Here is a 23,565-nt window from a genome sequence, read left to right on the forward strand (position 1 = left end):
CGAGCGGCGTTTGTTTGTCGTTAGAAATAGTCTTTCTTGATCGTTTCCAGCACAGCCTGGAAACGCTCTTTGCGCTCTTCCAAACGACCATTGGGGCTCAGACGCGGCTCGGCACGGCTAGCCTGCCATAGAGCCAATGTCGATGGTGCCGCCAGCACCTGCTTTGCCAGTTTTTTCAAGGAGAGTTGTTCCTGCTGCGGTCGAACCAGCAACTCACCGTCATGATGAGATGTCGTGTGTTCGACAATTTCCGCTGGCGGTGGTGGTGGAAAGCTCATGCCCCAGAATTTGGAGCCCTTCTTGGCCGCTTCCGCACGGGTCGAAACCGGAATGTAACGCGGCTCGTACTTCACGCCGACGCTACCCGCCCAATCGCTCCACTTGAAGCTGTTGATGGAAGTAGACGTGCTGACTGCCACCCATGGCACCCGGAAGGCATCGGCAAGAATGGCACCATGCATCGATTCAGCGACGATAAACTCCGATTGCGCGATGTGCTTTATAACCGACTTCGCTTCACCGCGTGGATCGAGATAGGTTAGCCCAGCTGGCTCGCAGACGGTCTCCCACATGCCGAATTCAGCCGATTCCCAATGCGGAACGAAAGTCTTCTTATGCAGCTTCGGCAGATTTTTGAAGTCCGGCATGTCGGTGACCATGACGGCAGGGTCGATTATGCCCATCTCTGCAGGCAGGCCGAGCTTGCCAGCCGTCATCTCACCACGCACGCAGCGGATGTCCCAAAGCTCCTTGTTGGAAATATCCGGGACTGCTCCATAGCCATAGCCGCTGCCGATGATCAGCTTGCGCTGGGTGGGCGGAAAAAGAACATCGTTGAGAACGGTGCCGACACCGACCAGCAGGACATCAGGGTGAACGTCGCGCAGGCCCGGCAACAGAAAATCCCAAAGCCAAAGATTGAGGTCGTCGCCGAAATTACCGTGATGCGATTCCCAGTGATATGGTTTCATGGACTACTCCTGAATAAAAAGACTGTTGGTCGCGGGCTCATTTCGGGCGGGCAAATTTGCCGGTTCCCAATTCGAGCGCTGCACGCAAAATAGCCGGGTCACGCATCATCCATTTGAACAACAGGCCAAGTTCCGGCGCTTTGCGTTGTTTCAACTTGCCGGCTTGGCTCCATAGTGCCTGCTTGCGCGCCGTGTTTTTGTAGGATGCAATGGATGCTACGTCGGCGGGACGCTTGGCAAAGCGGCCCTGCAACGTATCCAGCGCCACCCAGGTATTGAACTGCTGGCGCAGAAACTCTGGCGACGTATTGTCGATGCTGTGGAAGATATTAACGCCCATGCCGCGCATGGCACCGGCATCGTCACACAAAAGACTGCGCTTGGATGCCATGATGCAATCGCAAAAGAACAGAACGTCTTCTGCGGCCAACCGCAATATCGGGTCGAAACGGACTTTTTCAAACAACGGCCTGCCGATGACCATGCAAGACAGATGCAGGAAACTCCAGTTGCGCAGCATGACACTGGCCAGATCCGGCAGCTCGATAACCTTTGGTGATTCGGAGAGGCGAGTAGCACCCTCGTCATTCTCCAGTTCGGAAATTGCGAAGTGATAATAGAACTCGTCACTCGCCTGCATGGAGGCCCAATAGCACTCACCGCCAAACGTTTCGAGGCTGTAGGCCGCGTTCTTCAGGTGGTCTGGAATCCAGATATCGTCCGAATCGAGAAAGGCGACATAGGAGGTTTCCGCCGGGACATTATCGAGCCCCGTATTGCGCGCACCGCCCGGCCCGCCATTCTTCTGCTTGACGATTTTAATCCGGTTTTTCTGGTCTTCGCTCAGTTCGGCGATTTCATTTTCAATAGGATAGGGCGATTCGTCGTCCACGATGACGAGATCGAAATCCTGAACGGTCTGCGCAAAAACCGATGTCAATGCACGGCCTAAAACGCCATGCTGTTTTTGATAATAAGGAATAACGACTGTAAATTTCGCCATTGTTTCGCCCCTTGTGTTGATCAAGAAGTGTCGGGCCCGATAAAGAGCGGCCCCGATGAGTGGCAAATCTCCCGCCAGCCCCCACTGGCCTCCAGAATTATAGGATGCACGTATGCCCCCTGCTCCGAGCGTCAAGACGATTACCACGAATGTCGGTTGGAGCGTATTGTCAAAAACAGGCACATTCGGGCTTAAGTTTGTCACGGTGCCAATTCTCGCCCGATTGCTGACACCTGAAGAATTCGGCGTCGTCGCCGTCGGGCTCACCGTCGTGCAGTTCCTGACGATGATTGCGGGCGCTGGCCTCACCTCTGCGCTGATCGTGGAAAAGGAAGAGGACATGGACACGATCCATACCGTCTTCTGGGCGAACCTTGCCATTTCCTGCACCATGGCGGCCATTCTCTATTTTGGCGCGGAATTTTTCGGAGAACTGCTGGGTGCCGTCGAAAGCGCCTACCTGCTGCGGATCATGGCCTTTCTCATTCCCCTCCAATTGGCGGGAGATGTCGCCTACTCGCTGTTGGCACGACGGATGAATTTCAGCAAGGACGCCATCTGGAGTATGACTTCGGAAAGCGCTGCCGCCATTGTGGCCGTCATACTTGCCTTTGCCGGTTACGGCGTCTGGGCTCTCATCATTCAGCTTTTTGCCGCAGCGCTGATCAGGCTGGTCGGTCTTTACGCGGTCTCGCATTACCGGCCACGGTTCGTGATGAAGCCCAGGCGGCTTGTCCCCCTGCTCGGCTTCAGCTCCGGCCTGATGGGATCGGAAATCGCAAATTTCGTGACGTTCCAGTCGCCGATGGTCGTCATCGCTCGGCATTTAGGCCTTGCGGACGCGGGTGCCTATTCCGCTTCTAACCGTTTCGCCAGCATTCCCAACCAGGTTGTTCTATCTGCCGTCATGGGCGTTCTTTTCCCCGCTTTTAGCCGCATGATGGATGACAAGCAGCGCCGACGAGATGCCCTGATGTTCTCGACACAGGTGCTGACAGTGCTGCTGGCCCCGATGATGTTTGGTCTGTGGGCCATTGCAGAACCGGCGATGCTGGTGATCTTCGGTCCGAATTGGGCCTATGCATGGCCGGTTCTTGGTCTTCTCGCTCTATCCAAGGCAATCCTGACGCCGTGTAGTACTTTCATCCCCTACCTGAAAGGCGCGGGCTACGGCCGTGTCCTGTTCTGGTCGGCAACCATTCGCGCCGTCGTCACCACGCTTGCTGTGTGGATTGCCGCAACCTACGGCACCTTGATCGACGCTATGGTATGGCTCTGCATCGTCAACGGCGTGACGCTGTTTGCTTATTCCTGGGCGGTGTTCAAGGCCAGCGAAATGCCACTGCTGAAAGGTCTCTATATTAGCAGCCGCCCGATGATCGCGTCTTTCGTCATGGCGCTTGCCGTGCGTTACATATTGCACGTGTTCGAGGCCAGCTTGCCTCATGCCTATATGCAGGTTTTGGTCGGCGCTATCGCCGGTGGCGCAATCTACGGCGTGCTGATCTTGCTGACGGAGCGGGAGTTGCTGAGAAAGATTTTCGGCATGGTAAAGAACCGCAAGGCCAAACCTGCCGTAGCGTGAGGCGCAAACCTTTTTCGCCACAATCCGCCCATTTTAGAAATCGCTCTTCACGATCCCGTTACGTGAGGTCTATTTTATTTTGTGCGTCGCAACATAATCCGGGCTTAGTTTGCAACGAGAAGCCGTCCGCGATTTCTCGTGTTTTCGGTTTGTTAGTTTATACAAAACAGACAGTTAACTGAATCCCGTTTTGGGGATCATGCACCTATCCAGAGATTCACCCCTTACAATTCGATATACGTTTTTCCCGCGTTGCCACATTTTACCCCAAAGTAAAAACCAGACTCTATGGGTGGGCTTATGTTCGCTCTTAGTTGTAACGCGGTGAGGGGAGACACCGCCCAATAAAGGGGAACTGATGTGACTTTTGATCAGAACCTATCTTCCCGCATCAATTTGATGCGTATCGTTTTAATTTCCGGCATTGTCTTCGTGCATGTGCCACACAATCCTGAAACCAGCCCATTCTTGGGACTCTACGGTTTCTTTGACTGGATACGGGTATTTCTCGGCGACGCCCTATTTCGCGTCGGCGTACCGTGTCTGAGTGCCATCTCCGGCTACCTTCTGTTTCGCCGTGGAATGAGCGCCTTCGATTACTCTGCAACGGTCAAATCAAAAGCAAAAACCGTTTTACTGCCGTTCTTCCTCTGGAATGGAGCGCTGTTGATCACCGTTCTCGCCATGCAGCGTGTGGGCTTGGGCGATGGATATTTCCCGGATTTGTGGAATGCGACGCCGCGTGAAATGATCAGCCATGGTGCGGCCTTGGAAGAGTTTCCCGTCAACGTTCCCCTCTATTTCCTGCGCGATCTGTTCGTCTGCATCCTGCTGTCGCCAATTCTCGCGTTTCTGGTCCGACGGGCCCCCCTGCTGACGTTAGGTGCGCTTCTGGTTCTCACTGCGTGGCCGGATTTGACGCTGCTCATCGTCCAGAAAAAGTCCATCCTCTTCAGCTTTACGCTTGGCATCGCGCTTGCGCTTTATAAGATCGATCTGAAAACGCTCGACCCATATGCAATCAAAATCACTGTTGCGCTTTTTGCTGCGACCGCGCTCTTGGCAACGGGCCTTTATTTCACCGGGCCGGAGTTCACATTCGAACTCAATCTGGTGCGAAACCTTCTGGCGGTCGTTGGCGCGGTGGGTCTGTGGGCATCTTCTTCCCTGCTGATCCAGAGCCGTATCGGAAAACGTCTCGCAAATACGGGAAGTCTGAGCTTCTGGATTTTCTGTGCCCACTACCCGCTCCTCGTCATCATGTGGATGATCTGGAACAAAGGTGGCCCGGATTTCTACCCAGCTTTTTACGTCGGGGCCATCCTGCTTTCCTTTGTGATCTTGATCATCAGCAACGCGCAGGTTCGCGCCAAGCTACCGTCTCTATACGGCATCTTGACTGGTAGCCGGGGCAAGAAGCCGAAGGCGGTTTCCCAAAACACACCATCCGTGAAGGCCGATCCTCTTCGGTCGTCTGTAGACACTCCCGTTCCACAACGACAAAGGTGAACCCCATGACCGCATTTCTCAGCAGCGTTCACTCACGCATCATCGCTTCTGCTCTTTTGGTTCTCAGCGTTGGCACATCTGCCGCAGTGGCACAGGAAGACAATGGCAAGTCTTTCGTGGAGAACTTCGACAGCATGGATCGCTCTTTCTGGTACGTCTCTGACGGCTGGAACAACGGTCCGCATCAGAACTGCACATGGTCCAAAAAGCTGGTCAAGTTTGAAGACGGACAGCTGCAACTTGGCTATCAAGAGGGCAAGGCTGGCGATCGCAATTACTCTTGCGGCGAAATCCAGACAAAGGGTCGTTTCCGCTACGGCACCTACGAAGCACGCATCAAGACTGCAACGGGATCGGGCCTGAATTCCGCTTTCTTCACCTATATCGGCCCGACCGATAAAAAGCCGCATGATGAAATCGATATGGAGGTTCTTGGCAAGAACACCTCTCAGGTTCAGCTTAACCAGTATATTTCGGCTAAGGGCGGCAATGAAAAGCTGGTGGACGTGGCAGGCGGAGCCGACAAGGCCTTCAACGATTATGCCTTCGTCTGGGAGCCGCAGCGTCTGCGTTACTTCGTGAACGGAAAGATGGTCCATGAAGTTACCGATCCTTCCAAAATTCCCCAGAACCCCCAGAAAATTTTCTTCAGCCTGTGGGGCACGGACACGCTGAAAAGCTGGATGGGCAAGTTCGCCTATAGCGGCCCGACGGTAATGAACGTCGATCGTATGGCGTTTACGGCTCTTGGCGATAAGTGCCAGTTTCCGGAATCCGTCGCCTGCCTGTCGAACTGACACCTTTGACCTCTAGACTGCCCGATGACCCTTCGCTTCAGGACTGTTTTTGATGACGCATGTTCTCTATTTTGCTCATGACCTCGCCGACCCGGCCATTCGCCGGCGGGTTATGACGTTGCAGACGGGTGGAGCAACGGTTAGCCTCGCAGGCTTTACGCGTGGCGAAAACAAGCTGGCGGATGTCGATGGCACGGCACCGATCGTGCTTGGCGAAACCGCGGATGGAAAATTTGCACAGCGCATCCTGTCCATCGGCAAGTCCAGCCTGTCGCTGCCGCGCGCTTTGCGGCAGGTGCGCAAGCCGGATGTCATCATTGCCCGTAATCTTGAAATGCTGGCACTGGCCCGCCGTGCATCGGGTATTTACGGGCGTGATGTGCCAGTGGTTTACGAATGCCTGGATATTCACCGGCTACTCCTCAACGAAGGGCCGGTCGGCAAACTCGTCAACGCAGCCCAACGGTATTTTGCAAGAGACGCAAAGCTTTTGATTACCAGTTCACCTGCCTTCGTGGCGCAGTATTTCGCGCCCCGTTCGGGTTTACAGTTGCCGGTGCTCCTACAGGAAAACAAAGTGCTGATGCTGGATGCTGTCGGGCAAGCTCCGGCAAAGCCGCGCGCGCCAAAGCCCGGCGAGCCTTGGAAAATTGGCTGGTTCGGAGCATTGCGCTGCGCCAAATCTCTGCAAATTCTGACCGATTTTGCAGCAAAGATGGATGGCAAGGTGGAGATCATCCTGCGTGGGCGCCCAGCCTATTCCGAGTTCGATAATTTCGATGGCTTGGTTGCCAAAGCCCCTCATGTCAGCTTTCTCGGCGCGTACAAGAACCCCGAGGATTTGGCTTCGATCTATAACGAGGTTCAGTTCACCTGGGCCATAGACTTCTTCGAAGAAGGCCAGAACTCAAGCTGGCTGCTGCCCAACCGCCTCTATGAGGGATGCCTTTACGGCACCCTACCCATTGCCGTTGCGGGAACGGAAACGGCACGTTTTCTGGAGAGCAGGCACATCGGCAAGGTCTTGCCCCATGCGAATGTCAGCACTCTGGAGGAGCTCTTCGCTGATCTGACCGAACAGTCCTATCTCGATGCCTTCGCCCGGCTTGCTGCGATCGACCAGAAACAATGGGTTATCGACCGGCAGGACTGCGTTCAACTCGTTCACAAACTCGCCTCCCTGGCAGCGCCGCACAATGGCCGCGCCGTGGAAGCGGCACTCTCAACCGCCGGGGTCTAAGCCATGAAGTTGCAAACTATTCCAGACGTCAAAACATTGATCGTCATACCGTGCCTCAACGAAGCCCGCACGATTGATGATCTGTTGCTGAAATTCTCGAGCAGTCTCAACCACCCGCAGGACCGCATCATCGTCGCCGATGGCGGCAGCACCGATGGTACGCGCGATATCGTCGCCAGCTTTTCCATGCAGGACCAGCGCGTCATTCTGCTTGCAAACCCCAAACGCATCCAGAGCGCCGGCATCAACCTAGCGGTCGAAATGTTTGGTGCCGACTATGATTACCTGATCCGCATCGACGCTCACGGCGATTATCCGGATGATTATTGCCACCGCCTGCTGGAAGATGCGGTGAAGACCGGCGCGGACTCGGTCGTCGTCGCCATGGATACGGTCGGTCACGGCACGTTCCAGAAAGCCACCGCGATTGCCCAGAACTCCAAACTCGGCAATGGCGGTTCCAAACATCGTGAAGGATCGAAAGGTCATTGGATCGATCACGGCCATCACGCGTTGATGCGCATATCCGCGTTCACCACGGCTGGCGGCTACGATGAAAGCTTCAGCCACAACGAGGATGCCGAACTGGATTACCGGCTGCGCAAGGCCGGTTTCCGCATATGGATGACCGACAAAACCCGCATGACCTATTACCCTCGTTCCAACGTCACGCCCTTGTTCAAGCAATATATGGCCTATGGCCGTGGGCGCGCCAAAAACCTTTTGAAGCACCGCTCGCTACCCAAGATCCGCCAGATGATACCGCTGGCGGTTATGCCAGTTGCCGTGTTTGCGCTTCTCGGCTTCTTCCATTGGGCAGCGTTCATTCCGCTTCTCTTGTGGGTTGGCGCATGTGTAGGTTACGGGCTTTGGATGGCTGTCGCCGAGAAGAATTCCTACGGCCCGCTGGCAGCCTTCGCCGCGATGGTCATGCATTTTGCGTGGTCCACCGGTTTCTGGCTTGAGCTGCTCGGCTCCCTCGGTACACCAGCGCCTGTGGCGAGAAAGGCAGTTTCATGACTGAAACCTCCTTCCCCTCCGCACCCGTCACCGTCGATATCGGCATCTGCACCTACCGCCGTCCGGCGATCGTTGCGACATTGAAGTCCCTGTTCGAACTCGATATTCCCAAAGGCACGACCGTGCGCCTCATCGTGGCGGATAATGATGCCGAGCCGAGCGCAAAAGCATCCATCGACAATCTGCGCGAGACATCACCTTTCGAGATCACCTACGTCCACTGCCCCAAATCGAATATCTCGATTGCCCGGAACGCCTGCCTTTCGACATCGCAAGCCGATTATCTGGCCTTCATCGATGACGACGAAACCGCGCCACGCGAATGGTTGTCAGAGCTGTTGCAGACCGCGCAGACAACCGGTGCGGAAACCGTGCTGGGACCTGTGACGGCGATCTACAAATCGAATGTCCCGGACTGGATGCGCAAGGGCGATTTTCATTCCACGCTTCCCGTCTGGGTCAATGGCGAGATCATCACCGGCTACACCTGCAACACCCTGCTTCGCATGTCGGCACCGTCCGTCGCCGGTCGTCGCTTCGCGCTGTCGCTGGGCCAAAGCGGTGGCGAAGACACGCACTTCTTTTCGCACATGCATGCCGCCGGTGGCCGCATCGCCTATGCGGAAAAAGCCGTTCTCTCCGAGCCGGTGCCTGACACGCGCGCCAGTTTCAAATGGCTTGCAAAGCGCCGCTTCCGTTCAGGCCAGACGCATGGACGTTTGCTCGCGGAGAAAAAACCCGGGCTTCGTCGCGTTGCACAGGTGGCTGTTGCCGCTGCGAAAGCGGCTGCCTGCGCCGGAATGGCGCTGCTTGCCATTTTCGATCCGGTTCGTCGGACGCGCCAATTGCTGCGCGTCGCGCTGCATTGCGGTTCCGTCAGCGGTGCGGTCGGCGTAAAGGAAATTCGCCAATACGGCACCGTGGAGGCGACATGATGGAAGCCTCGATACAGCCGGACGTCACATTCGTCATCGCCGCCTATAATTCCGCAGACACGATTGTCCCGGCCGTTGAAAGCGCCTTGGCGCAGGCACTGGTGACGCTGGAAGTCATCGTCGTGGACGATAAGTCGAGCGATGCTACCCGAGAGATCGTCAAGGCTTTTGCCATGAACGACCCGCGCGTGCGATTGATCGCACTGGAAAAAAACCTCGGCCCCGGCGGCGCTCGCAATGCCGGGCTTAATGCAGCAGAGGGACGGTGGGTCGCCGTTTTGGATTCCGATGACGTCATCCTTCCTAACCGCACGGCGCAGATGATCGCTCGTGCCGAGGCGGCAAGCGCAGACATCGCCGTCGATAATCTCGATGTGGTCTACACGGATGGCCGCCCGAAGGAGACGATGTTTGCCGACGCTTTTCTGCGGGAACGCGGCGTTCTGACGCTCGAAGATTTCATCGCCTCGAACGTCCTTTTCCGCTCGACCTTCAATTTCGGTTACATGAAACCGATGTTCCGGCGGGATTTCCTGAACGATCACAAGCTGCGTTTCCACCCCACCTTGCGGATCGGGGAAGACTATTTGCTTCTGGCGTCCGCACTGGCCGTTGGTGGCCGCTGCACCATCGAGCCGTCGCCCGGCTACGTGTACAATATTCATGAAGGCTCGATTTCCCGTGTGCTCGAGCTTCGCCACGTCGATGCAATGATTGATGCCGATCGCGAGTTCATGGCCAATTATACCCTTTCGCCTGCCGCACGCGACGCACAGAAACAACGCAGCCGCAGCCTTGTCGAGGCGAGTCATTTTTTGATGTTGATATCCAGCATCAAAAACCGCTCCGTTTCCGGCATCGTCAAGATCGCTTTCCGCGACCCCATCGCCTTTCGACACCTGCGCATGCCCATCGAGGTCCGGTTGAGAAAATTCAAAGATGCCATGACCGCAAAGTCAGTTTCAAAACGGGTGAACAGGCAAGCATCCTGATCTGCCCGACCTCAATACTCAAAAATCAATTAAGGAGAATGCCGTGGATTTGAATAGGACTGTTAGAAAGGCCGTCATCCCTGTAGCAGGCAATGGAACACGGTTCCTGCCCGCCACCAAGGCAATGCCGAAGGAAATGCTGACGATCGTTGATCGTCCCGTCGTTCAATACGCCGTCGATGAGGCCATGCAGGCCGGTATCGAACACATCATTTTCGTCACCAGCCGCAACAAGACAGCCATCGAAGACTATTTCGACAGCGCGCCGGAACTGGTCAACACCCTGACCAAATCCGGTAAGACGATGCAGGTCCTTCAGCTTGAAAAGATGCTACCGGTCGCAGGCACCGTAAGCTATACGCGCCAACAGGTTCCACTAGGCCTTGGCCATGCCGTATGGTGCGCACGCGAACTCGTCGGCAAAGAGCCTTTTGCGCTTCTTTTGCCGGACATGGTGTCTTACGGCGCGCGCGGTTGCATCGCCGGTCTCATGGAACTTTACGACGAAGTCGGCGGCAACATCCTCGGCGTAGAGGAATGCGCGGCTGAAGAAACCTCATCCTACGGCATCGTCGGCGTCGGCAGCACGGTCAGCCACGGCTTCCGCGTGACGGAAATGGTGGAGAAGCCGGAACCTTCCGCAGCTCCGTCTAATTATTACCTGAATGGCCGCTATATTCTGCAGCCTGAGATATTCGATATTCTCGCAAAGCAGGAACGTGGCGCGGGCAATGAAATTCAATTGACGGATGGTATGAAACGTCTTGCAGAAACGCAGCCCTTCCATGCCCAGAAATTTATTGGACGCACATTCGATTGTGGTAGCAAGCAAGGCTTTATCTCTGCAAACGTTGCCTTCTCGCTGATGCGCTCGGATATGGAAGCCCAGGTTCTGGCCTCCATCAAAGAATTGGTTTTGAACCATGAAAGCCGTGTCAAAGCGGCTTGAAACTAAAAACAGGAGAGCCGGGAGGGCAGGAAAACTGCCGTCCCGCTCGTCATTTTTTTAAACACAGGTGGGTCAATGCACCACAAGACCTTTAGATCGAACATGAATTTCCCGGACCAGTCCAAGGACGCCGACACATTTATCGACCTCGACCGCCTCTGGGCCGCCGTGGTGCGCCGTGCCAACATCATCGCAGCCTGCGTTATCGCGACGATGGTTCTGGCAGGGCTCTACCTCGTTCTGGCAACGCCGGTCTACACTGCGATGACGCAGGTGCTGCTGGATGAAAGCCTGTCGCGTTACGCGGAAGATGAAACACCCGTGCCAGCCGCGCAGGTTGTCGATAACCGCATAGCAAGCGCCGTCGAAGTTCTGAAATCCAAGGAAATGGCGCTGACCGTGGTCGACAAGGCGGCCCTTGATCAAAACGAAACGATCATCAATCCACCGATGTCGCCCGTTGATCTGATCAAGTCTTCCGTCAAAGGCGTGGTCGATCTTCTGACGCCAAATTCCCCACCGGCCTCCGAAGAAGCCATGCGTAACGGCCGCCGTGAAAAAGCAGCGGCGGTCATCCAGCAGGCACTGACAGTCGAGCGCGTCGGCCGAAGCTCAGTCATTTCGATCTCCATAAGATCGATAGACCGGCAACTGGCGACACAGATCGCCAAGACCTATGCGAATTCCTACCTGACGGAGCAGTTGAACGCGAATTTCGATGCGACGGAACGTGCTTCCGTTTGGTTGCAAGAGCGACTGACTGACCTTAACCAGCGTTCGCAGGCCGCGTCCTTCGCAGTCGAAAAATACAAGTCGGACAACAACATCGTATCCTCGCGCGGCGAGCTGATGTCCGAGAGCCAGCTTTCGGATTTGAACGGTCAACTGATTGCCGCACAGGCAGATGCAGCGACGGCTTCTGCCCGCTACACACAGTATAAATCCATCACCGACCAGGGTCCCGATAACGCCGTCAACAACGCCATCGTCTCGGCGCGGGATACGGATAACACGGTGATCCAGGATCTGCGCAAACGCTACATCGCCATTTCCGACAGGGAACGCGGTGTCGTGCAGCAATTCGGCAAGGATCACCCGCAAGCCATCGCGCTTGAGAGCGAAAAAAGCGATCTCGCTCGCCAGATTTATCAGGAGCTTTTGCAGCTCACCGGTGGGTTCAAGAATGAATTCGACGTGACCCAGTCCCGCGTACAGTCTCTTCGCGAGAATATTGACCGCGTCGCCGGGCGCAACTCCGAAGCCAACATGACCATGGTCAAGCTCCGCGAGCTTGAGCAGCAGGCAGCGGCGCTGAAGACGCTCTACGAATCCTATCTCGGCCGCTTCGAAGAAGCATCGCAGAAGCAATCCTTCCCGATTGCCAAGGCGCGCGTCATTTCCGAAGCCGGATTGCCGACATCGCCTTCCAGCCCGAAAAAGACGATGACGATGGCGCTTTCCATTATTCTCGGCTTGATGCTGGGTGGTGGTGTGGCTGCTGTTCTGGAGTTCCGTGACCGCTATTTCCACACTGGCAATGATGTGCGAGACAGTTTGCGTATGCGTTTCCTTGGTTATCTGCCTTTCATCGGTGAGAAAGGCGTGGAGACAGCCAAATCCGAAACGGGTGCTGCAACACCGGAAATTCCGGAGACCGACATCGAGGATAATGGGCAGGTCTCATTCCAGAAGATGCTGCGGCTGGCGGTCGATAGCCCCCGTTCCAGCTTCACGGAGACCTTGCGAAACGTCAAACTCACAGCCGACGTGGTTATTCAAGAACGCCAGTGCCGTGTGATCGGCGTCATCTCTTGCCTGCCCAACGAGGGCAAGTCCGTGGTCGCGCTCAACCTTGCCGGCCTCATCGCCACCACTGGAAAGCGCACGCTGGTCGTGGACGCCGATATTCGCAATCCGGGCCTCAGCCGCATGTTGACGACGCGCCAGTCCGCTGGTCTCGTGGAAGTCGTGCTGGACGAGGTTCCCTGGACCAAGGCCGTCAAGGTCGATAGCCGCACCAAGATGGGTATTCTGCCGGTTTCCACCAGCAACCAGTTTGCCCATTCCAGCGAGTTGCTTGCCTCATCCGGCATGCGCAAGTTCATGGATTCGGCGCGCGAAGCCTGCGATTACATCATCGTCGACCTTGCGCCAGTGGTGCCTGTTATCGATGCCAAGGCATTCGCCTCGCAGGTGGATGGCTTCGTGTTTGTCACCGAATGGGGCAAGACGCCGATCCAGATGGTGCAAAACCTCATGAGCCACGAACCGCAGATCGCCAACAAGACACTCGGCATCGTACTGAACAAGACCGACATGACCGAGTTGCAGCGTTATGCCGGTCCAGGTGGCTCGGAACACTATCACGAGCAGTTCTCCGCCTATTACGGCGATGCCAAAAAGCCGGTTTCCGAACCCGCCTAAAATGAAATCAAGATGCCCGCGTCAAGCGGGCATTTTTTTGCCCGCTATCGACCAATAATGGCTGGCTTCCGAGAGAAGTTTTACGCATTGATGTGACGTCACGAATATCAGCGCAGGACACGTCCCTCATGCCCTCTCCCATCGCCTTCGTTTCCCGCACCACCGACGCCAACGAAGCGGAGTGGATCGAGATGCTGTCTTCCGCCCTGCCCGGCGAAACGATCATTTCAGTCAAAGTAATGAGTGACGAACAGAAGGCGCAAGCGGAAATCGCCATCGTCGCCAACCCTGATCCGGCCGATATTGCCAAGCTGAGCAATCTGAAATGGATACACAGCCTGTGGGCGGGCGTGGAACGTCTCGTGGCGGAACTTGGCATAACAGCACCACCCATCGTGCGGCTGACCGACCCGGAGCTGACCCGCGTCATGGCTGAGGCCGTGCTGGCTTGGACCTATTATCTTCACCGCGATATGCCAGCCTATCGGGACCACCAGCAGAAAGCGCTGTGGAAGGAGCTGGAATATCGCCATCCGAAAGATATCACCGTTGGCCTCCTCGGCCTCGGTGCTCTCGGAGCAGCCGCCGCTGCAAGATTACGTGAGGCGGGTTTCAACACCACCGGATGGAGCCGTTCACCCAAGACACTGGAAGGCATCGAAACGCTGTCCGGTGACAGCGGTCTTCAGACCTTGCTGACCAAAAGCGATATTCTCGTCTGCCTCGTTCCGCTGACTGCCGATACGAAAGGGCTGCTGAACAAGGATCGTCTCGGTACCATGAAACCCAACGCCGCGATTATCAATTTCGCACGCGGGGCAGTCATCGTATCGGAGGATTTGCTGGCGGCGCTGGACGCCGGGCATCTATCTCACGCCGTCCTCGATGTTTTCGAACAGGAACCGCTTGATGAGCAATCGCCGTTCTGGAAACACCCGCGCGTGACGGTATTGCCGCATATTTCCGCGCCGACCAACCGGCAGACATCCGCCGCCATCGTTGCCGGAAACATCAGCGCATGGCGGAAGACAGGAAACCTGCCAGCAACCGTGGACATGGGCCGCGGTTACTAAGCCGACCTTATATCACTCACTCATGGCCTGAGCGATGGCTGAACGGACGTCGTTTTCATTATAAGGTTTGCACAACAACACCGAACCCGCTGGCGCGTTGCCCGGCAGGAAGTTATCGCCCGTTGCGAATACGACGCCAACCGAGGGCTTACGCTCTTTGATCAGCACCGCCAGATCCGCTCCACTCATATCCGGCAAACCAACATCCGTCACCAGCACGTCGATTTCTTCTCTTTCGATGAGATCGATCGCTTGAGTGGCGTTTGCTGCTTCCACGACGACGTGGCCACCCTCCAGAAGAATATCGGAGGTATTCATCCGGATCAGTTCATCGTCTTCTACCAGAAGCACACGCATTGCAGACTTTGTGCGCAGTTTGGCGATAGCGTCCTGATTAGATGCCCGGTCCTTGTTCGACTGCGCCCGTTGCCTCTGATTGGCGATGACATGGCGCAGACGTCTGGCAAGAGCCTCACGCGTGTAGGGCTTTGAAAGCAACTCGACACCCGCATCGAGCTTGCCGCCATGAACAATCGAGTTTTCAGTATAACCGGAGGTGAACAGGATGGCGAGGTCGGGCAGACGCTCCTTGGCGCGTCGCGCCATTTCGCTGCTCTTCAGCGGCCCCGGCATGACGACATCGGTGAAGATGACGTCGATGGGAACGCCGCTTTCGGCAACGGTCAAGCCAGCCTGCGCATCACGCGCGGTCAGGACCCGATAACCAAGATCCGTCAATGTTTCAACGACGATGCTTCTCACCTCATCATCGTCCTCCACGACGAGAACCGTTTCGCTGCCGCCGACGATTGGCCCACTCTGCACCACGATTTCACGATCCTCATTGGAAAGCGAACGGGGAAGATAAACCTTGACCGTCGTTCCCTGATCGAGCTCACTGTAAATCTTGACGTGACCGCCAGACTGCTTGACAAAACCATAGACCATGGAAAGGCCAAGGCCGGTTCCCTTGCCTTCCGGTTTCGTCGAGAAAAATGGCTCAAACACCTTGTCGATGATCTCAGGTGCCATGCCGGAACCCGTATCGGTTACCGCCAGCATCACATATTGCCCGGCCTCGACCTCGGCATGTGTCCGTGCGTAATCCTGATCGAGTGAAGCATTGCCCACTTCGATGGTCAGCTTTCCCGAACCACCCATCGCATCGCGAGCATTGATCGCCAGGTTCAACAGCGCGTTTTCCACCTGTGCAGGGTCGGCGAACGTGTTCCACAGACCGCCCGCCGTAATGACCTCGACCTCGACAGCCTCGCCGATGGAGCGGCGCAACAGGTCATCCATCCCGGCAACGAAACGGCCGACATTGATGACGCGCGGCTCCAGAGCCTGACGACGACCGAAAGCAAGCAATTGACTGGCAAGCTTCGCGCCGCGGCTGACACCCGCCAAAGCGTTGCTCACGCGCCGTTCGGCACGCTCATTGCCCACGACATCCTTTGCCAAAAGCTGAAGATTGCCCGCAACGACCTGCAACAGATTGTTGAAATCATGGGCAACGCCGCCGGTCAGTTGACCGATGGCTTCCATTTTCTGCGCCTGCTGCAGCGCTCTTTCCGCGTGTCGACGCTCGGCAATCTCAGATGCGACACGGGCTTCGAGCCCCTCGTTCAATTGACGAAGCTGGTCTTCGGCACGCCGCCGATGGCGAATTTCACGCTCCAGATTGGCGGAATGTTCCTGAAGTGCCGATTCCGCTGCACGCTGGTCGGTGATGTCGGTGTGTACACCCACCCATTCGATGATTTCGCCGCTGGCATTCAAGATGGGAACGCCGCGAATGGCAAAGGTGCGATAGACGCCGTCATGCCGAAGAACACGATGCTCCCAGACATAGGTGGACTTGGTCGCGACCGCCTCGTTCCAGCTTTCTATCGAGCCTTCCCGGTCTTCGGGATGGACGGCATTCGCCCAGCCATAATCCTGATACTCTTCAATAGTTTGGCCTGTCAGCCCGGCCCATCCGCTCTGCACGCCTAGCATCTTGCCGTCAGGGCTATTGGTCCACAATACGCCGTGAACCGCATTTACCGCAGCCCGAAAACGGTTGTTGCTGACGGTCAGCTCAAGCTCGACGCGCTTGCGTGCGTCGATGTCGATGATCAGGACATAGCAACCATCGACCTCCCCTTTCGACGTATGCCGGGGAACGTGACGGATTTCGGCGGCGCGGGTCGTACCATCCGGGCACAGGATCGCAGTGTCGTGAATAACGGTTTCGCCCGCCATTGCGCGTTCGATGTACGGTAACCGGGCCTGATAGAAGGTCTCACCCACCACATCCACTGCCTTGCGCCCAAGCACATCTTCCGGGCGATAGTTGAACCAGTCGAGGTAGCCACGGTTGGCGAACCGATAGACATGGTCACGATCGATAAACCCGACGAGAATTGGTAGCGCGGACGTGAGGCGGCTTAGCTCTTCGCGGCTTTCGGCCAGATCCGTAACGGCTTTAACCTTGTCGGTATTTTCCAGCACCGTGCACAACACGCCATCAACAGTGCCACCGTCATTATGGATCGGCGTGTAGAACAGATCGAAAATGACCTCTTCAGGCTGTCCGTTCCGGTTGAGCACCATCTTTTGATCGCGGTAGGACTGCACCGATCCACGAAAACCAGCTTCAAGGACCGCCTTGTTCCAATCCCAGATTTCGGGCCAGATCGCTGGCACGGTGTCGCCAAGCGCTTTAGGATGATAGTTTCCGGCGATCTCGATGTAACCGTCATTATAGATCATGACGTGATCTTTGCCCCACATCAAAACCTGCGGGATGGGCGAATTGACGACGGAATTCACCTTGTGGCGAAGGTTGGCGGGCCACACGGAGATAGGACCGAGCGATGTTTTTGACCAGTCAAATGCGCGCACAAGACTACCAGCCTCACCGCCGCCGATCGGCCATTGGCCAAATGCAGATATATCAGTCATAAAACATCACCAGCGAGAGCACAGGCTCTCATCCACCAACACTATCAGCCACGGAAACAGACTGGCCGATGTTACCACTTTATTCGAAGAAACTTATCAAGCGTTTTTTTATAACGGACGCAATAGTCTATTGCACTATATAGTTATCGGTCATGATCAAGCCTATGGATAATGCCTCTGGCAGCGGCTTTTCCCGTCGCAAAACAAGCGGTTAACAAGTAACCACCGGTTGGTGCTTCCCAGTCCAGCATCTCGCCAGCCGTGAATGTTCCCGGCATGGACTTGAGCATGTAGTGCTGGTCGATCTCTTCCCGATCGATTCCCCCAGCACTCGATATTGCCTCGGCAATCGGACGCGGAGATGTAACGCTAACGGGCAAAGCCTTTATCAGCGCCGCTATCTCTGCCGCAGACATGGCAGGCAGGTCCGGCCTGCATTCTCTCAACAGAGCAACCTTGACCGGCGAAAGACCGGCGGCCTTTCGCAATCTGTTTGAAAGACTATCTTTGCGAGGGTGCCGCTCAAGGTCATGGGTAAGACGTTGTTGCGTTCGCCCGGGCGCGAGATCAACGATCAGAGCGGGCCTGTCAGTTTGCTGGAACGAATCGCGCAAAGCCGCCGAATGGGCATAGACCAAGCTGCCTTCGATGCCATGCCGGGTGATCACGAACTCACCCTCGAAACGTCCGGCTTGAGACGTTGTGACGACGGACTTGACGGGCGCACCCGCAAAGCGCTCCCGGAAATGATCGCTCCATTCCACATCGAAACCGCAATTGGCGGGCTGGAAATCATTGATGGCAACGCCTTTTTGCCGAAGCCACGGCACCCAGGCCGCATCGGAGCCCAACTTCGGCCAGCTCGCACCACCGATTGCAAGGAGGACAGTGCCTTGCTGGACGGTCACATCGCCGGAGGGCGTCTGGAAGAGCAGCGCATTGCCATCAAAGCCTGCCCAGCGATGCCGAGTCTTGATCTCAACTCCTTGCGCATTCAGCCGCGAGAGCCAGGCACGCAAAAGCGGCGATGCCTTCATGGCGACAGGAAAAACCCGGCCGGAAGTTCCGGTAAACGTCTCCTGTCCTAGAGACAGCGCCCAGTCCCGCAGCATGGCCGGCGTGAAATCATCCAGCGCCGCTTGGAGCTTGGCCTGCGCAGGTCCGAAGCGGCTAACGAAATCGCCGTAGTCTTCGGCGTGGGTGATGTTGAGACCGGATTTACCGGCCATGAGAAATTTGCGCGCGACCGTCGGCATGGCCTCATAGACCGTAACGACAGTACCAGCCGCAGACAGCACGTCTGCCGCCATCAGCCCCGCCGGTCCACCACCAATGATCACCACTGTCTTGCCGTGCATCACTCAAATTTCCAATGCGGTTTGATTACATCCGCCTTATACCGATTTGCCCGCGCCGGTACATGCGCTATTGACGGGGTATGTTTACGCTCAATCGTCCCGAAACATTTTCGCAAGACATTAAGAAAAGCCGCTTCATAGCGTTTGCCAGCCCAATCGCAGACGAGGAGGCGGCGAAACGCTTTATAGAGCAGCAGTCCGATGCAACCGCCAACCATAATTGCTGGGCATGGCGCGTCGGTCAGGTCTACCGTTTCAGCGATGACGGAGAGCCTTCGGGTACAGCAGGCAAACCTATTCTTCAGGCCATAGACGGGCAATCGCTGGATTGTGTGGCGGTGGTGGTAACTCGCTGGTTCGGCGGCATACTGTTAGGCAGCGGCGGCCTAATGCGCGCCTATGGCGGAACCGCCGCGACCTGCCTGAGAAGTGGCGACAAGACACCGATCATTCCTACCTTCTCGACGGAAATCCTCTGCGGCTTTTCCGATCTGGCACTGGTCAAATCAAGGCTGATGGCGGTACCGGACCTGACAATCGAAAACGAAACATTCACCGCAGATGGTGCCCGTTTGATGTTGTCAGTACCCGTTTCATCCGCTGAAACAGTCGCGAAAATGGTCAAGGACCTGACGAGCGGCCGCGTTACCGTTCCTCTTCCAGAAGAATGAGCAATCTGCTCGCCATCATCCAAATTCATGCTAAGAGGCCGCATGACATCAGAGCTTGAAAACCCGGCCTACAATCCGCCGCTGGAACCCTATGTTTCCATCGTCTATCGGGACGATGACCTTCTGGTTCTCGATAAGCCCAGCGGGTTGCTGTCCGTTCCGGGCCGTGATCCGGCCTTGTCCGATAGCTTGGCGACGCGGGTGCAAAAGCAGTTTCCGAAGGCGTTGATGATCAACCGGCTGGACAAGGACACATCCGGTCTCGTGCTCATGTCGCTGAACCGCAAGGCACACGCGGCCATAGCCTCTCAGTTCGAAAACCGGACGACCGAGAAGACCTATATCGCCGTGGTCTGGGGTGAGGTCAGTGGTGAGAGCGGACACATCGACCTGCCGCTTGCGATCGATCCCGACAACAAGCCGCGCCACCGCGTGGACCATGAAGGGGGCAAATCGGCACAAACGGACTGGCACGTCATCGAGCGGTTGCCGCTGCCCGCCACACGCCTTCGCCTGCATCCCCTTACCGGGCGAACGCACCAGCTGCGCGTCCACATGAAGGCCATCGGCCATCCCATTCTGGGTGACGCATTTTATGCGCACGGTGAAGCGCTGGGTGCCTCCGACCGCTTGCTGCTGCATGCGCAAGACCTGCGCTTTCGCCACCCCGATGGTCGCGATATGACATTGACCGTGCCTTGCCCTTTTTGAGATGACCATGACGGATAAAGATCGCAATGAAGATTTTATCGTTGATTTTGTAGGCGGTGCCGTCGGCCACCGGTTGCGCTCCGGCGAAGGGCGCGGTCAGGCACTTCCGAAAGCTGCCGGCTTGAAAAACGGCAAAACACCCAGGATTGTCGATGCGACGGCTGGGTTGGGGCGCGATGCGTTTCTACTCGCCTCCCTCGGGGCTGAAGTAACCCTGATCGAGCGGTCGCCGGGAATGCATACGCTGCTCTCGGATGCGATTGCGCGGGCGGATGCAGAGGGTGGTATCTACCGCGAGATCGTATCGAGGATGACGTTGCTCCATGGCGATTCCCGTGTCCTGATCCCGACACTATCCCCGGAAGTGGTGATCATCGACCCGATGCACCCGCCACGTAACAATACGGCTCTGGTGAAAAAAGAGATGCGGGTTCTCAGGGAGTTGGTGGGGTCTGACCCGGATCAGGTTGCGCTGATGACCGTGGCACTGGCACACGCGACGAAGCGTGTGGTGCTGAAGTGGCCATTGCGTGCCGAACCCATGCCCGGCATTCGCAAACCCTCTCATCAGCTTCTCGGTAAAAGTACGCGTTACGATGTCTTTATGGTGTTGGGTGACAAACCGACCTGAACGGGATCAGCGGAACTTAGCCTTGCGTTGTGCGTTCATCAGCAGCTCGTGACGAGATGCGAAATCCCCAAACAGCTTGCGCAAACGCGATTCTTCGACATCATCGAGCCTGTAACGGCGGCAGAATTCCACGACGCTGAGGATCGGCTTTATCTCAGTCGTCTCGATTTCCTTGTTGTCTATGATTTGCATGGCACCCTCCTGCGATTTGCGACATCAAAAAACGCTGAAAGCGACGAAACGTTCCCCACTAATTGTCGTCCCCGAAATATAAGAGGAGGGTAATTTTACACGCCGGAATCAAGTTTTGTTGAAACTGCTAGGTGAAACGAAAAACGGCCCCACATGTTTCCCGCCTGCAAATAATCCACGGAAGGGAGACCTATGCCACGCACCCACCACCTGCTGACGACGACCATTTTTTCGATGTGCCTCATCGCCCCGCTCGCCCCTATGGCCAACGCGCAGTCGACAGTCCCAGCCGAAACGAAACAGGCAAACGCGCCGGACCAAAAACCGGCCTTCGAGGGTCAGACACGAGCGGTCCAGCCGGAGAAAATGCCTTCGCTGCAAAAGACAGTCGTTGCAGATGATCTGCCGCATCTCTGGTCCATGGAGATTCTGCCCGATGGCCGCATGCTCGTCGCCGCCAAGGAAGGTGCCATGCATATCGTTGCAGATGGCAAGGCAGGTCCAGCGCTGGAAGGCGTTCCGGAGGTCGCCTCTGCGGGACAGGGCGGACTGCTCGACATCGCGCTAGCGCCCGATTTCGATAGCTCCAAAATGATCTATTTCTCGTTCTCCGAGCCACGAGATGGCGGCAACGGAACATCTGTCGCGTCCGCCAAGCTCATGGAGAGTGGCGGCAAAGCCGTTCTCGAAGACACAAAGGTCATCTTCCGCCAGATGCCGACCTATGATGGTGACAAGCATTTCGGCTCGCGCTTGGCATTCGGTCCGAACAACGAACTCTATGTGACCGTTGGTGAGCGTTCTGACAAGGAGCCGCGTGTTCAGGCTCAGGACCTCTCAAGCGGACTTGGCAAGGTTTTCCGTATCGACAAGGATGGTAAATCTTTCGAAGGAAACCCCTTTGCAGGCCAGCAGAATGCGCTTCCCGAAATCTGGAGCTACGGCCATCGCAATGTCCAGTCTTCTGCCATTGATGGTCAGGGACGGCTCTGGACAGTCGAGCACGGCCCCAAGGGTGGCGATGAACTGAACCTCCCAAAGCCTGGCCTGAATTATGGCTGGCCCGTTATCACATATGGCATCGAATATAGTGGTGGCGCAGTCGGCGATGGTATGACCGCAAAAGATGGCATGGAGCAGCCGGTCTATTATTGGGATCCCGTTATCGGTCCATCGGGCATGGTCTATTACGACTCCGATGCCATCCCGGAATGGAAAGGCTCTCTCATCATCGGCGGGCTGGTCAGCCAGGGCATCGTCGTGCTGAAGGTAGAAAACGACAAGGTCGTGTCCGAGGGACGATTGCCGCTTGAGGCCCGCATTCGCGACGTCAAGGTCGGCAGCGACGGTGCCGTCTATGCCGTGACCGAAGAGCGCGGCGGCGGAAAGTCGCAAATCCTTAAGCTCGCGCCAGACGCCTGATCACCTGCATCTGATGGGAGCGGTCTCGCGCCGCTCCCATCTTGCTCACCCAAGCTGGGAACAGACGCAGGGTTAGGCGCATTAATCCTCACAATGGTGAGGAGCAATAAACCCCAATGAATCAGCTTCCAATTCGCATCTTGAGAAAAGTCGGACTGACCTATGTCAGCGACCAGGAACCGGGCATTTCCCGCGAAAAACGCGGCAAGGGTTTCGCTTACCGGCTTCCGGACGGCGCGCTTCTTTCCGACAAGCTGGAGATCACCCGCCTTAAATCCCTCGGTGTGCCGCCCGCCTATGAACGGGTCTGGATCTGCATCGACCCATCCGGTCATTTGCAGGCCACGGGTTACGACGCGCGCGGACGCAAACAATATCGCTATCATCCCGATTGGCACGCCTTGCGAGGCGAGAATAAGTTCTACCAGCTGAAGACATTCGGTGAGGCTCTACCGGCCATTCGTCGGCGGGCAACCTCAGACCTTTCCAAACAGGTGCACAGCGCAGATGTGACGCTTGCTGCACTCGTGCTGCTGCTGGACGCAGCCTATCTGCGCGTCGGAAACAAGACCTACCTTGAAACCAATGGCACCTATGGCGCGACCACGCTTCTGAAAAAACACGTCTCCTTCGGTGAGACGATAGAACTGCGCTTCGCAGCGAAAGGTGGGCAGCGCGTAAAGCGCAAACTGAAACACCCTCGCCTGCAACGGATTCTAGAAAATATCGCCGACCTGCCTGGTAGACAGCTGTTTGTCTGGCAGGACGAGAATGGCCTTGTCCACCCGGTCGATTCAAGCGCGCTCAACGCTTATATTTCGCAAAGTGCCGGTGAAGGCATATCCGCAAAAACGTTTCGCACTTGGGGTGGTACGCTCGCGGCCTTCGGACACGCCGCACGGGCTTTGGGAAGCGAGGAGCGCCCGACCATAAAAGGCATGTGCATGGCGGCAGCCGAAGAGCTTTCCAACACACCCGCGATCTGCCGAAAAAGTTATGTACATCCGGCAGTGCTGGAGCTTGCTACCGAGGACAAATCCGTCAAACGACTGCAGAAAATTTTGGGCAGCGACCTCAAGCCGATCGCCGGGTTGAGAGCTGACGAACGGCGTTTACTCGAATTCTTGCCGTGA

Annotated in this window: 20 protein-coding genes; 15 read left to right on the plus strand and 5 right to left on the minus strand. The window is 56.4% G+C overall.

Annotated features, from left to right (window positions below):
* Nucleotides 1-20: 20 nt before the first annotated feature.
* Complete coding sequence (locus CPJ18_RS10425) at nucleotides 21-971, minus strand: polysaccharide pyruvyl transferase family protein (protein WP_103658069.1); 951 nt, start codon at nucleotides 969-971, stop codon at nucleotides 21-23.
* A gap of 37 nt (nucleotides 972-1,008) precedes the next feature.
* Nucleotides 1,009-1,974 carry a glycosyltransferase family A protein gene (locus CPJ18_RS10430; protein ID WP_103658071.1) on the minus strand — a complete coding sequence of 322 codons (966 nt, stop codon included), beginning with the start codon at nucleotides 1,972-1,974 and terminating at the stop codon, nucleotides 1,009-1,011.
* Between the two features lie 112 nt (nucleotides 1,975-2,086).
* On the opposite strand from CPJ18_RS10430, the gene CPJ18_RS10435 reads away from it, so the two are divergent.
* The 10 genes from CPJ18_RS10435 (at nucleotide 2,087) to CPJ18_RS10480 (ending at nucleotide 14,498) form a co-directional block, all read left to right on the plus strand.
* Nucleotides 2,087-3,559, plus strand: coding sequence for a lipopolysaccharide biosynthesis protein (locus CPJ18_RS10435; RefSeq protein ID WP_103658073.1), 1,473 nt, complete (start codon nucleotides 2,087-2,089; stop codon nucleotides 3,557-3,559).
* 360 nt (nucleotides 3,560-3,919) lie between these two features.
* Nucleotides 3,920-5,068 (plus strand): acyltransferase family protein, encoded by a 1,149-nt coding sequence (locus tag CPJ18_RS10440; protein ID WP_103658075.1) that lies wholly within the window; start codon nucleotides 3,920-3,922, stop codon nucleotides 5,066-5,068.
* 5 nt (nucleotides 5,069-5,073) lie between these two features.
* Nucleotides 5,074-5,865 carry an endo-1,3-1,4-beta-glycanase ExoK gene (gene exoK / locus CPJ18_RS10445; RefSeq protein WP_103658077.1) on the plus strand — a complete coding sequence of 264 codons (792 nt, stop codon included), beginning with the start codon at nucleotides 5,074-5,076 and terminating at the stop codon, nucleotides 5,863-5,865.
* Nucleotides 5,866-5,917: 52 nt separating this feature from the next.
* A complete protein-coding gene (locus CPJ18_RS10450) occupies nucleotides 5,918-7,105 on the plus strand; it encodes a glycosyltransferase (RefSeq protein WP_103658078.1) in 1,188 nt (395 codons plus the stop codon).
* Nucleotides 7,106-7,108: 3 nt separating this feature from the next.
* Nucleotides 7,109-8,125 carry a glycosyltransferase family 2 protein gene (locus tag CPJ18_RS10455; protein ID WP_103658080.1) on the plus strand — a complete coding sequence of 339 codons (1,017 nt, stop codon included), beginning with the start codon at nucleotides 7,109-7,111 and terminating at the stop codon, nucleotides 8,123-8,125.
* On the plus strand, nucleotides 8,122-9,060 hold the full coding sequence (locus CPJ18_RS10460; RefSeq protein WP_103658082.1) for a glycosyltransferase family 2 protein: 939 nt from the start codon (nucleotides 8,122-8,124) through the stop codon (nucleotides 9,058-9,060). Before CPJ18_RS10455 ends, CPJ18_RS10460 begins: the two co-directional genes overlap by 4 nt.
* Nucleotides 9,057-10,052 (plus strand): glycosyltransferase family 2 protein, encoded by a 996-nt coding sequence (locus CPJ18_RS10465; protein WP_103658084.1) that lies wholly within the window; start codon nucleotides 9,057-9,059, stop codon nucleotides 10,050-10,052. Before CPJ18_RS10460 ends, CPJ18_RS10465 begins: the two co-directional genes overlap by 4 nt.
* A gap of 43 nt (nucleotides 10,053-10,095) precedes the next feature.
* The gene (locus CPJ18_RS10470) at nucleotides 10,096-11,001 is read left to right on the plus strand and encodes a UTP--glucose-1-phosphate uridylyltransferase (RefSeq protein ID WP_103658086.1); all 906 of its coding nucleotides are present in this window, start codon (nucleotides 10,096-10,098) and stop codon (nucleotides 10,999-11,001) included.
* A 75-nt stretch (nucleotides 11,002-11,076) separates the two neighbouring features.
* On the plus strand, nucleotides 11,077-13,425 hold the full coding sequence (locus CPJ18_RS10475; protein ID WP_103586415.1) for a polysaccharide biosynthesis tyrosine autokinase: 2,349 nt from the start codon (nucleotides 11,077-11,079) through the stop codon (nucleotides 13,423-13,425).
* A gap of 128 nt (nucleotides 13,426-13,553) precedes the next feature.
* The gene (locus CPJ18_RS10480; RefSeq protein ID WP_103658088.1) at nucleotides 13,554-14,498 is read left to right on the plus strand and encodes a 2-hydroxyacid dehydrogenase; all 945 of its coding nucleotides are present in this window, start codon (nucleotides 13,554-13,556) and stop codon (nucleotides 14,496-14,498) included.
* 12 nt (nucleotides 14,499-14,510) lie between these two features.
* On the opposite strand, the gene CPJ18_RS10485 is transcribed toward CPJ18_RS10480, so the two are convergent.
* A complete protein-coding gene (locus CPJ18_RS10485) occupies nucleotides 14,511-17,447 on the minus strand; it encodes a hybrid sensor histidine kinase/response regulator (protein ID WP_103658090.1) in 2,937 nt (978 codons plus the stop codon).
* Between the two features lie 143 nt (nucleotides 17,448-17,590).
* Nucleotides 17,591-18,805 (minus strand): TIGR03862 family flavoprotein, encoded by a 1,215-nt coding sequence (locus tag CPJ18_RS10490; RefSeq protein WP_103658092.1) that lies wholly within the window; start codon nucleotides 18,803-18,805, stop codon nucleotides 17,591-17,593.
* A gap of 80 nt (nucleotides 18,806-18,885) precedes the next feature.
* Here CPJ18_RS10490 and CPJ18_RS10495 point away from each other — a divergent pair, with 80 nt between their 5' ends.
* Genes CPJ18_RS10495 through CPJ18_RS10505 form a run of 3 tightly spaced genes read left to right on the plus strand, consistent with a single transcriptional unit; the run spans nucleotide 18,886 to nucleotide 20,818 of the window.
* Nucleotides 18,886-19,476, plus strand: a complete 591-nt coding sequence (locus tag CPJ18_RS10495; protein WP_103658094.1) for an IMPACT family protein — start codon at nucleotides 18,886-18,888, stop codon at nucleotides 19,474-19,476.
* 42 nt (nucleotides 19,477-19,518) lie between these two features.
* A complete protein-coding gene (locus CPJ18_RS10500) occupies nucleotides 19,519-20,187 on the plus strand; it encodes an RluA family pseudouridine synthase (RefSeq protein WP_103658096.1) in 669 nt (222 codons plus the stop codon).
* Between the two features lie 7 nt (nucleotides 20,188-20,194).
* Nucleotides 20,195-20,818 (plus strand): class I SAM-dependent methyltransferase, encoded by a 624-nt coding sequence (locus CPJ18_RS10505; protein WP_103658274.1) that lies wholly within the window; start codon nucleotides 20,195-20,197, stop codon nucleotides 20,816-20,818.
* Nucleotides 20,819-20,824: 6 nt separating this feature from the next.
* Here the strand turns inward: CPJ18_RS10505 and CPJ18_RS10510 are convergent, their stop codons facing one another.
* Entirely contained in the window at nucleotides 20,825-21,010 is a 186-nt protein-coding gene (locus CPJ18_RS10510; RefSeq protein ID WP_103658098.1) for a hypothetical protein, read from the minus strand.
* A gap of 234 nt (nucleotides 21,011-21,244) precedes the next feature.
* Between CPJ18_RS10510 and CPJ18_RS10515 the strand changes: the two genes are divergently transcribed.
* Together CPJ18_RS10515 and CPJ18_RS10520 are read left to right on the plus strand one after the other, a co-directional pair.
* Nucleotides 21,245-22,432 (plus strand): PQQ-dependent sugar dehydrogenase, encoded by a 1,188-nt coding sequence (locus CPJ18_RS10515; RefSeq protein ID WP_407026464.1) that lies wholly within the window; start codon nucleotides 21,245-21,247, stop codon nucleotides 22,430-22,432.
* 116 nt (nucleotides 22,433-22,548) lie between these two features.
* A complete protein-coding gene (locus CPJ18_RS10520) occupies nucleotides 22,549-23,565 on the plus strand; it encodes a DNA topoisomerase IB (protein WP_103586419.1) in 1,017 nt (338 codons plus the stop codon).

The organism is Agrobacterium rosae, from assembly GCF_002915175.1.
Lineage (GTDB): Bacteria > Pseudomonadota > Alphaproteobacteria > Rhizobiales > Rhizobiaceae > Agrobacterium > Agrobacterium rosae.

Bases quoted from the DNA above. Each gene is read 5' to 3' on its own strand.
- CPJ18_RS10425 (WP_103658069.1), bottom strand. From the start codon at position 971: ATGAAACCATATCACTGGGAATCGCATCACGGTAATTTCGGCGACGAC.
- CPJ18_RS10430 (WP_103658071.1), bottom strand. From the start codon at position 1,974: ATGGCGAAATTTACAGTCGTTATTCCTTATTATCAAAAACAGCATGGC.
- CPJ18_RS10435 (WP_103658073.1), top strand. From the start codon at position 2,087: ATGCCCCCTGCTCCGAGCGTCAAGACGATTACCACGAATGTCGGTTGG.
- exoK (WP_103658077.1), top strand. From the start codon at position 5,074: ATGACCGCATTTCTCAGCAGCGTTCACTCACGCATCATCGCTTCTGCT.
- CPJ18_RS10450 (WP_103658078.1), top strand. From the start codon at position 5,918: ATGACGCATGTTCTCTATTTTGCTCATGACCTCGCCGACCCGGCCATT.
- CPJ18_RS10455 (WP_103658080.1), top strand. From the start codon at position 7,109: ATGAAGTTGCAAACTATTCCAGACGTCAAAACATTGATCGTCATACCG.
- CPJ18_RS10460 (WP_103658082.1), top strand. From the start codon at position 8,122: ATGACTGAAACCTCCTTCCCCTCCGCACCCGTCACCGTCGATATCGGC.
- CPJ18_RS10465 (WP_103658084.1), top strand. From the start codon at position 9,057: ATGATGGAAGCCTCGATACAGCCGGACGTCACATTCGTCATCGCCGCC.
- CPJ18_RS10475 (WP_103586415.1), top strand. From the start codon at position 11,077: ATGCACCACAAGACCTTTAGATCGAACATGAATTTCCCGGACCAGTCC.
- CPJ18_RS10480 (WP_103658088.1), top strand. From the start codon at position 13,554: ATGCCCTCTCCCATCGCCTTCGTTTCCCGCACCACCGACGCCAACGAA.
- CPJ18_RS10485 (WP_103658090.1), bottom strand. From the start codon at position 17,447: ATGACTGATATATCTGCATTTGGCCAATGGCCGATCGGCGGCGGTGAG.
- CPJ18_RS10490 (WP_103658092.1), bottom strand. From the start codon at position 18,805: ATGCACGGCAAGACAGTGGTGATCATTGGTGGTGGACCGGCGGGGCTG.
- CPJ18_RS10495 (WP_103658094.1), top strand. From the start codon at position 18,886: ATGTTTACGCTCAATCGTCCCGAAACATTTTCGCAAGACATTAAGAAA.
- CPJ18_RS10500 (WP_103658096.1), top strand. From the start codon at position 19,519: ATGACATCAGAGCTTGAAAACCCGGCCTACAATCCGCCGCTGGAACCC.
- CPJ18_RS10505 (WP_103658274.1), top strand. From the start codon at position 20,195: ATGACGGATAAAGATCGCAATGAAGATTTTATCGTTGATTTTGTAGGC.
- CPJ18_RS10510 (WP_103658098.1), bottom strand. From the start codon at position 21,010: ATGCAAATCATAGACAACAAGGAAATCGAGACGACTGAGATAAAGCCG.
- CPJ18_RS10515 (WP_407026464.1), top strand. From the start codon at position 21,245: ATGTGCCTCATCGCCCCGCTCGCCCCTATGGCCAACGCGCAGTCGACA.
- CPJ18_RS10520 (WP_103586419.1), top strand. From the start codon at position 22,549: ATGAATCAGCTTCCAATTCGCATCTTGAGAAAAGTCGGACTGACCTAT.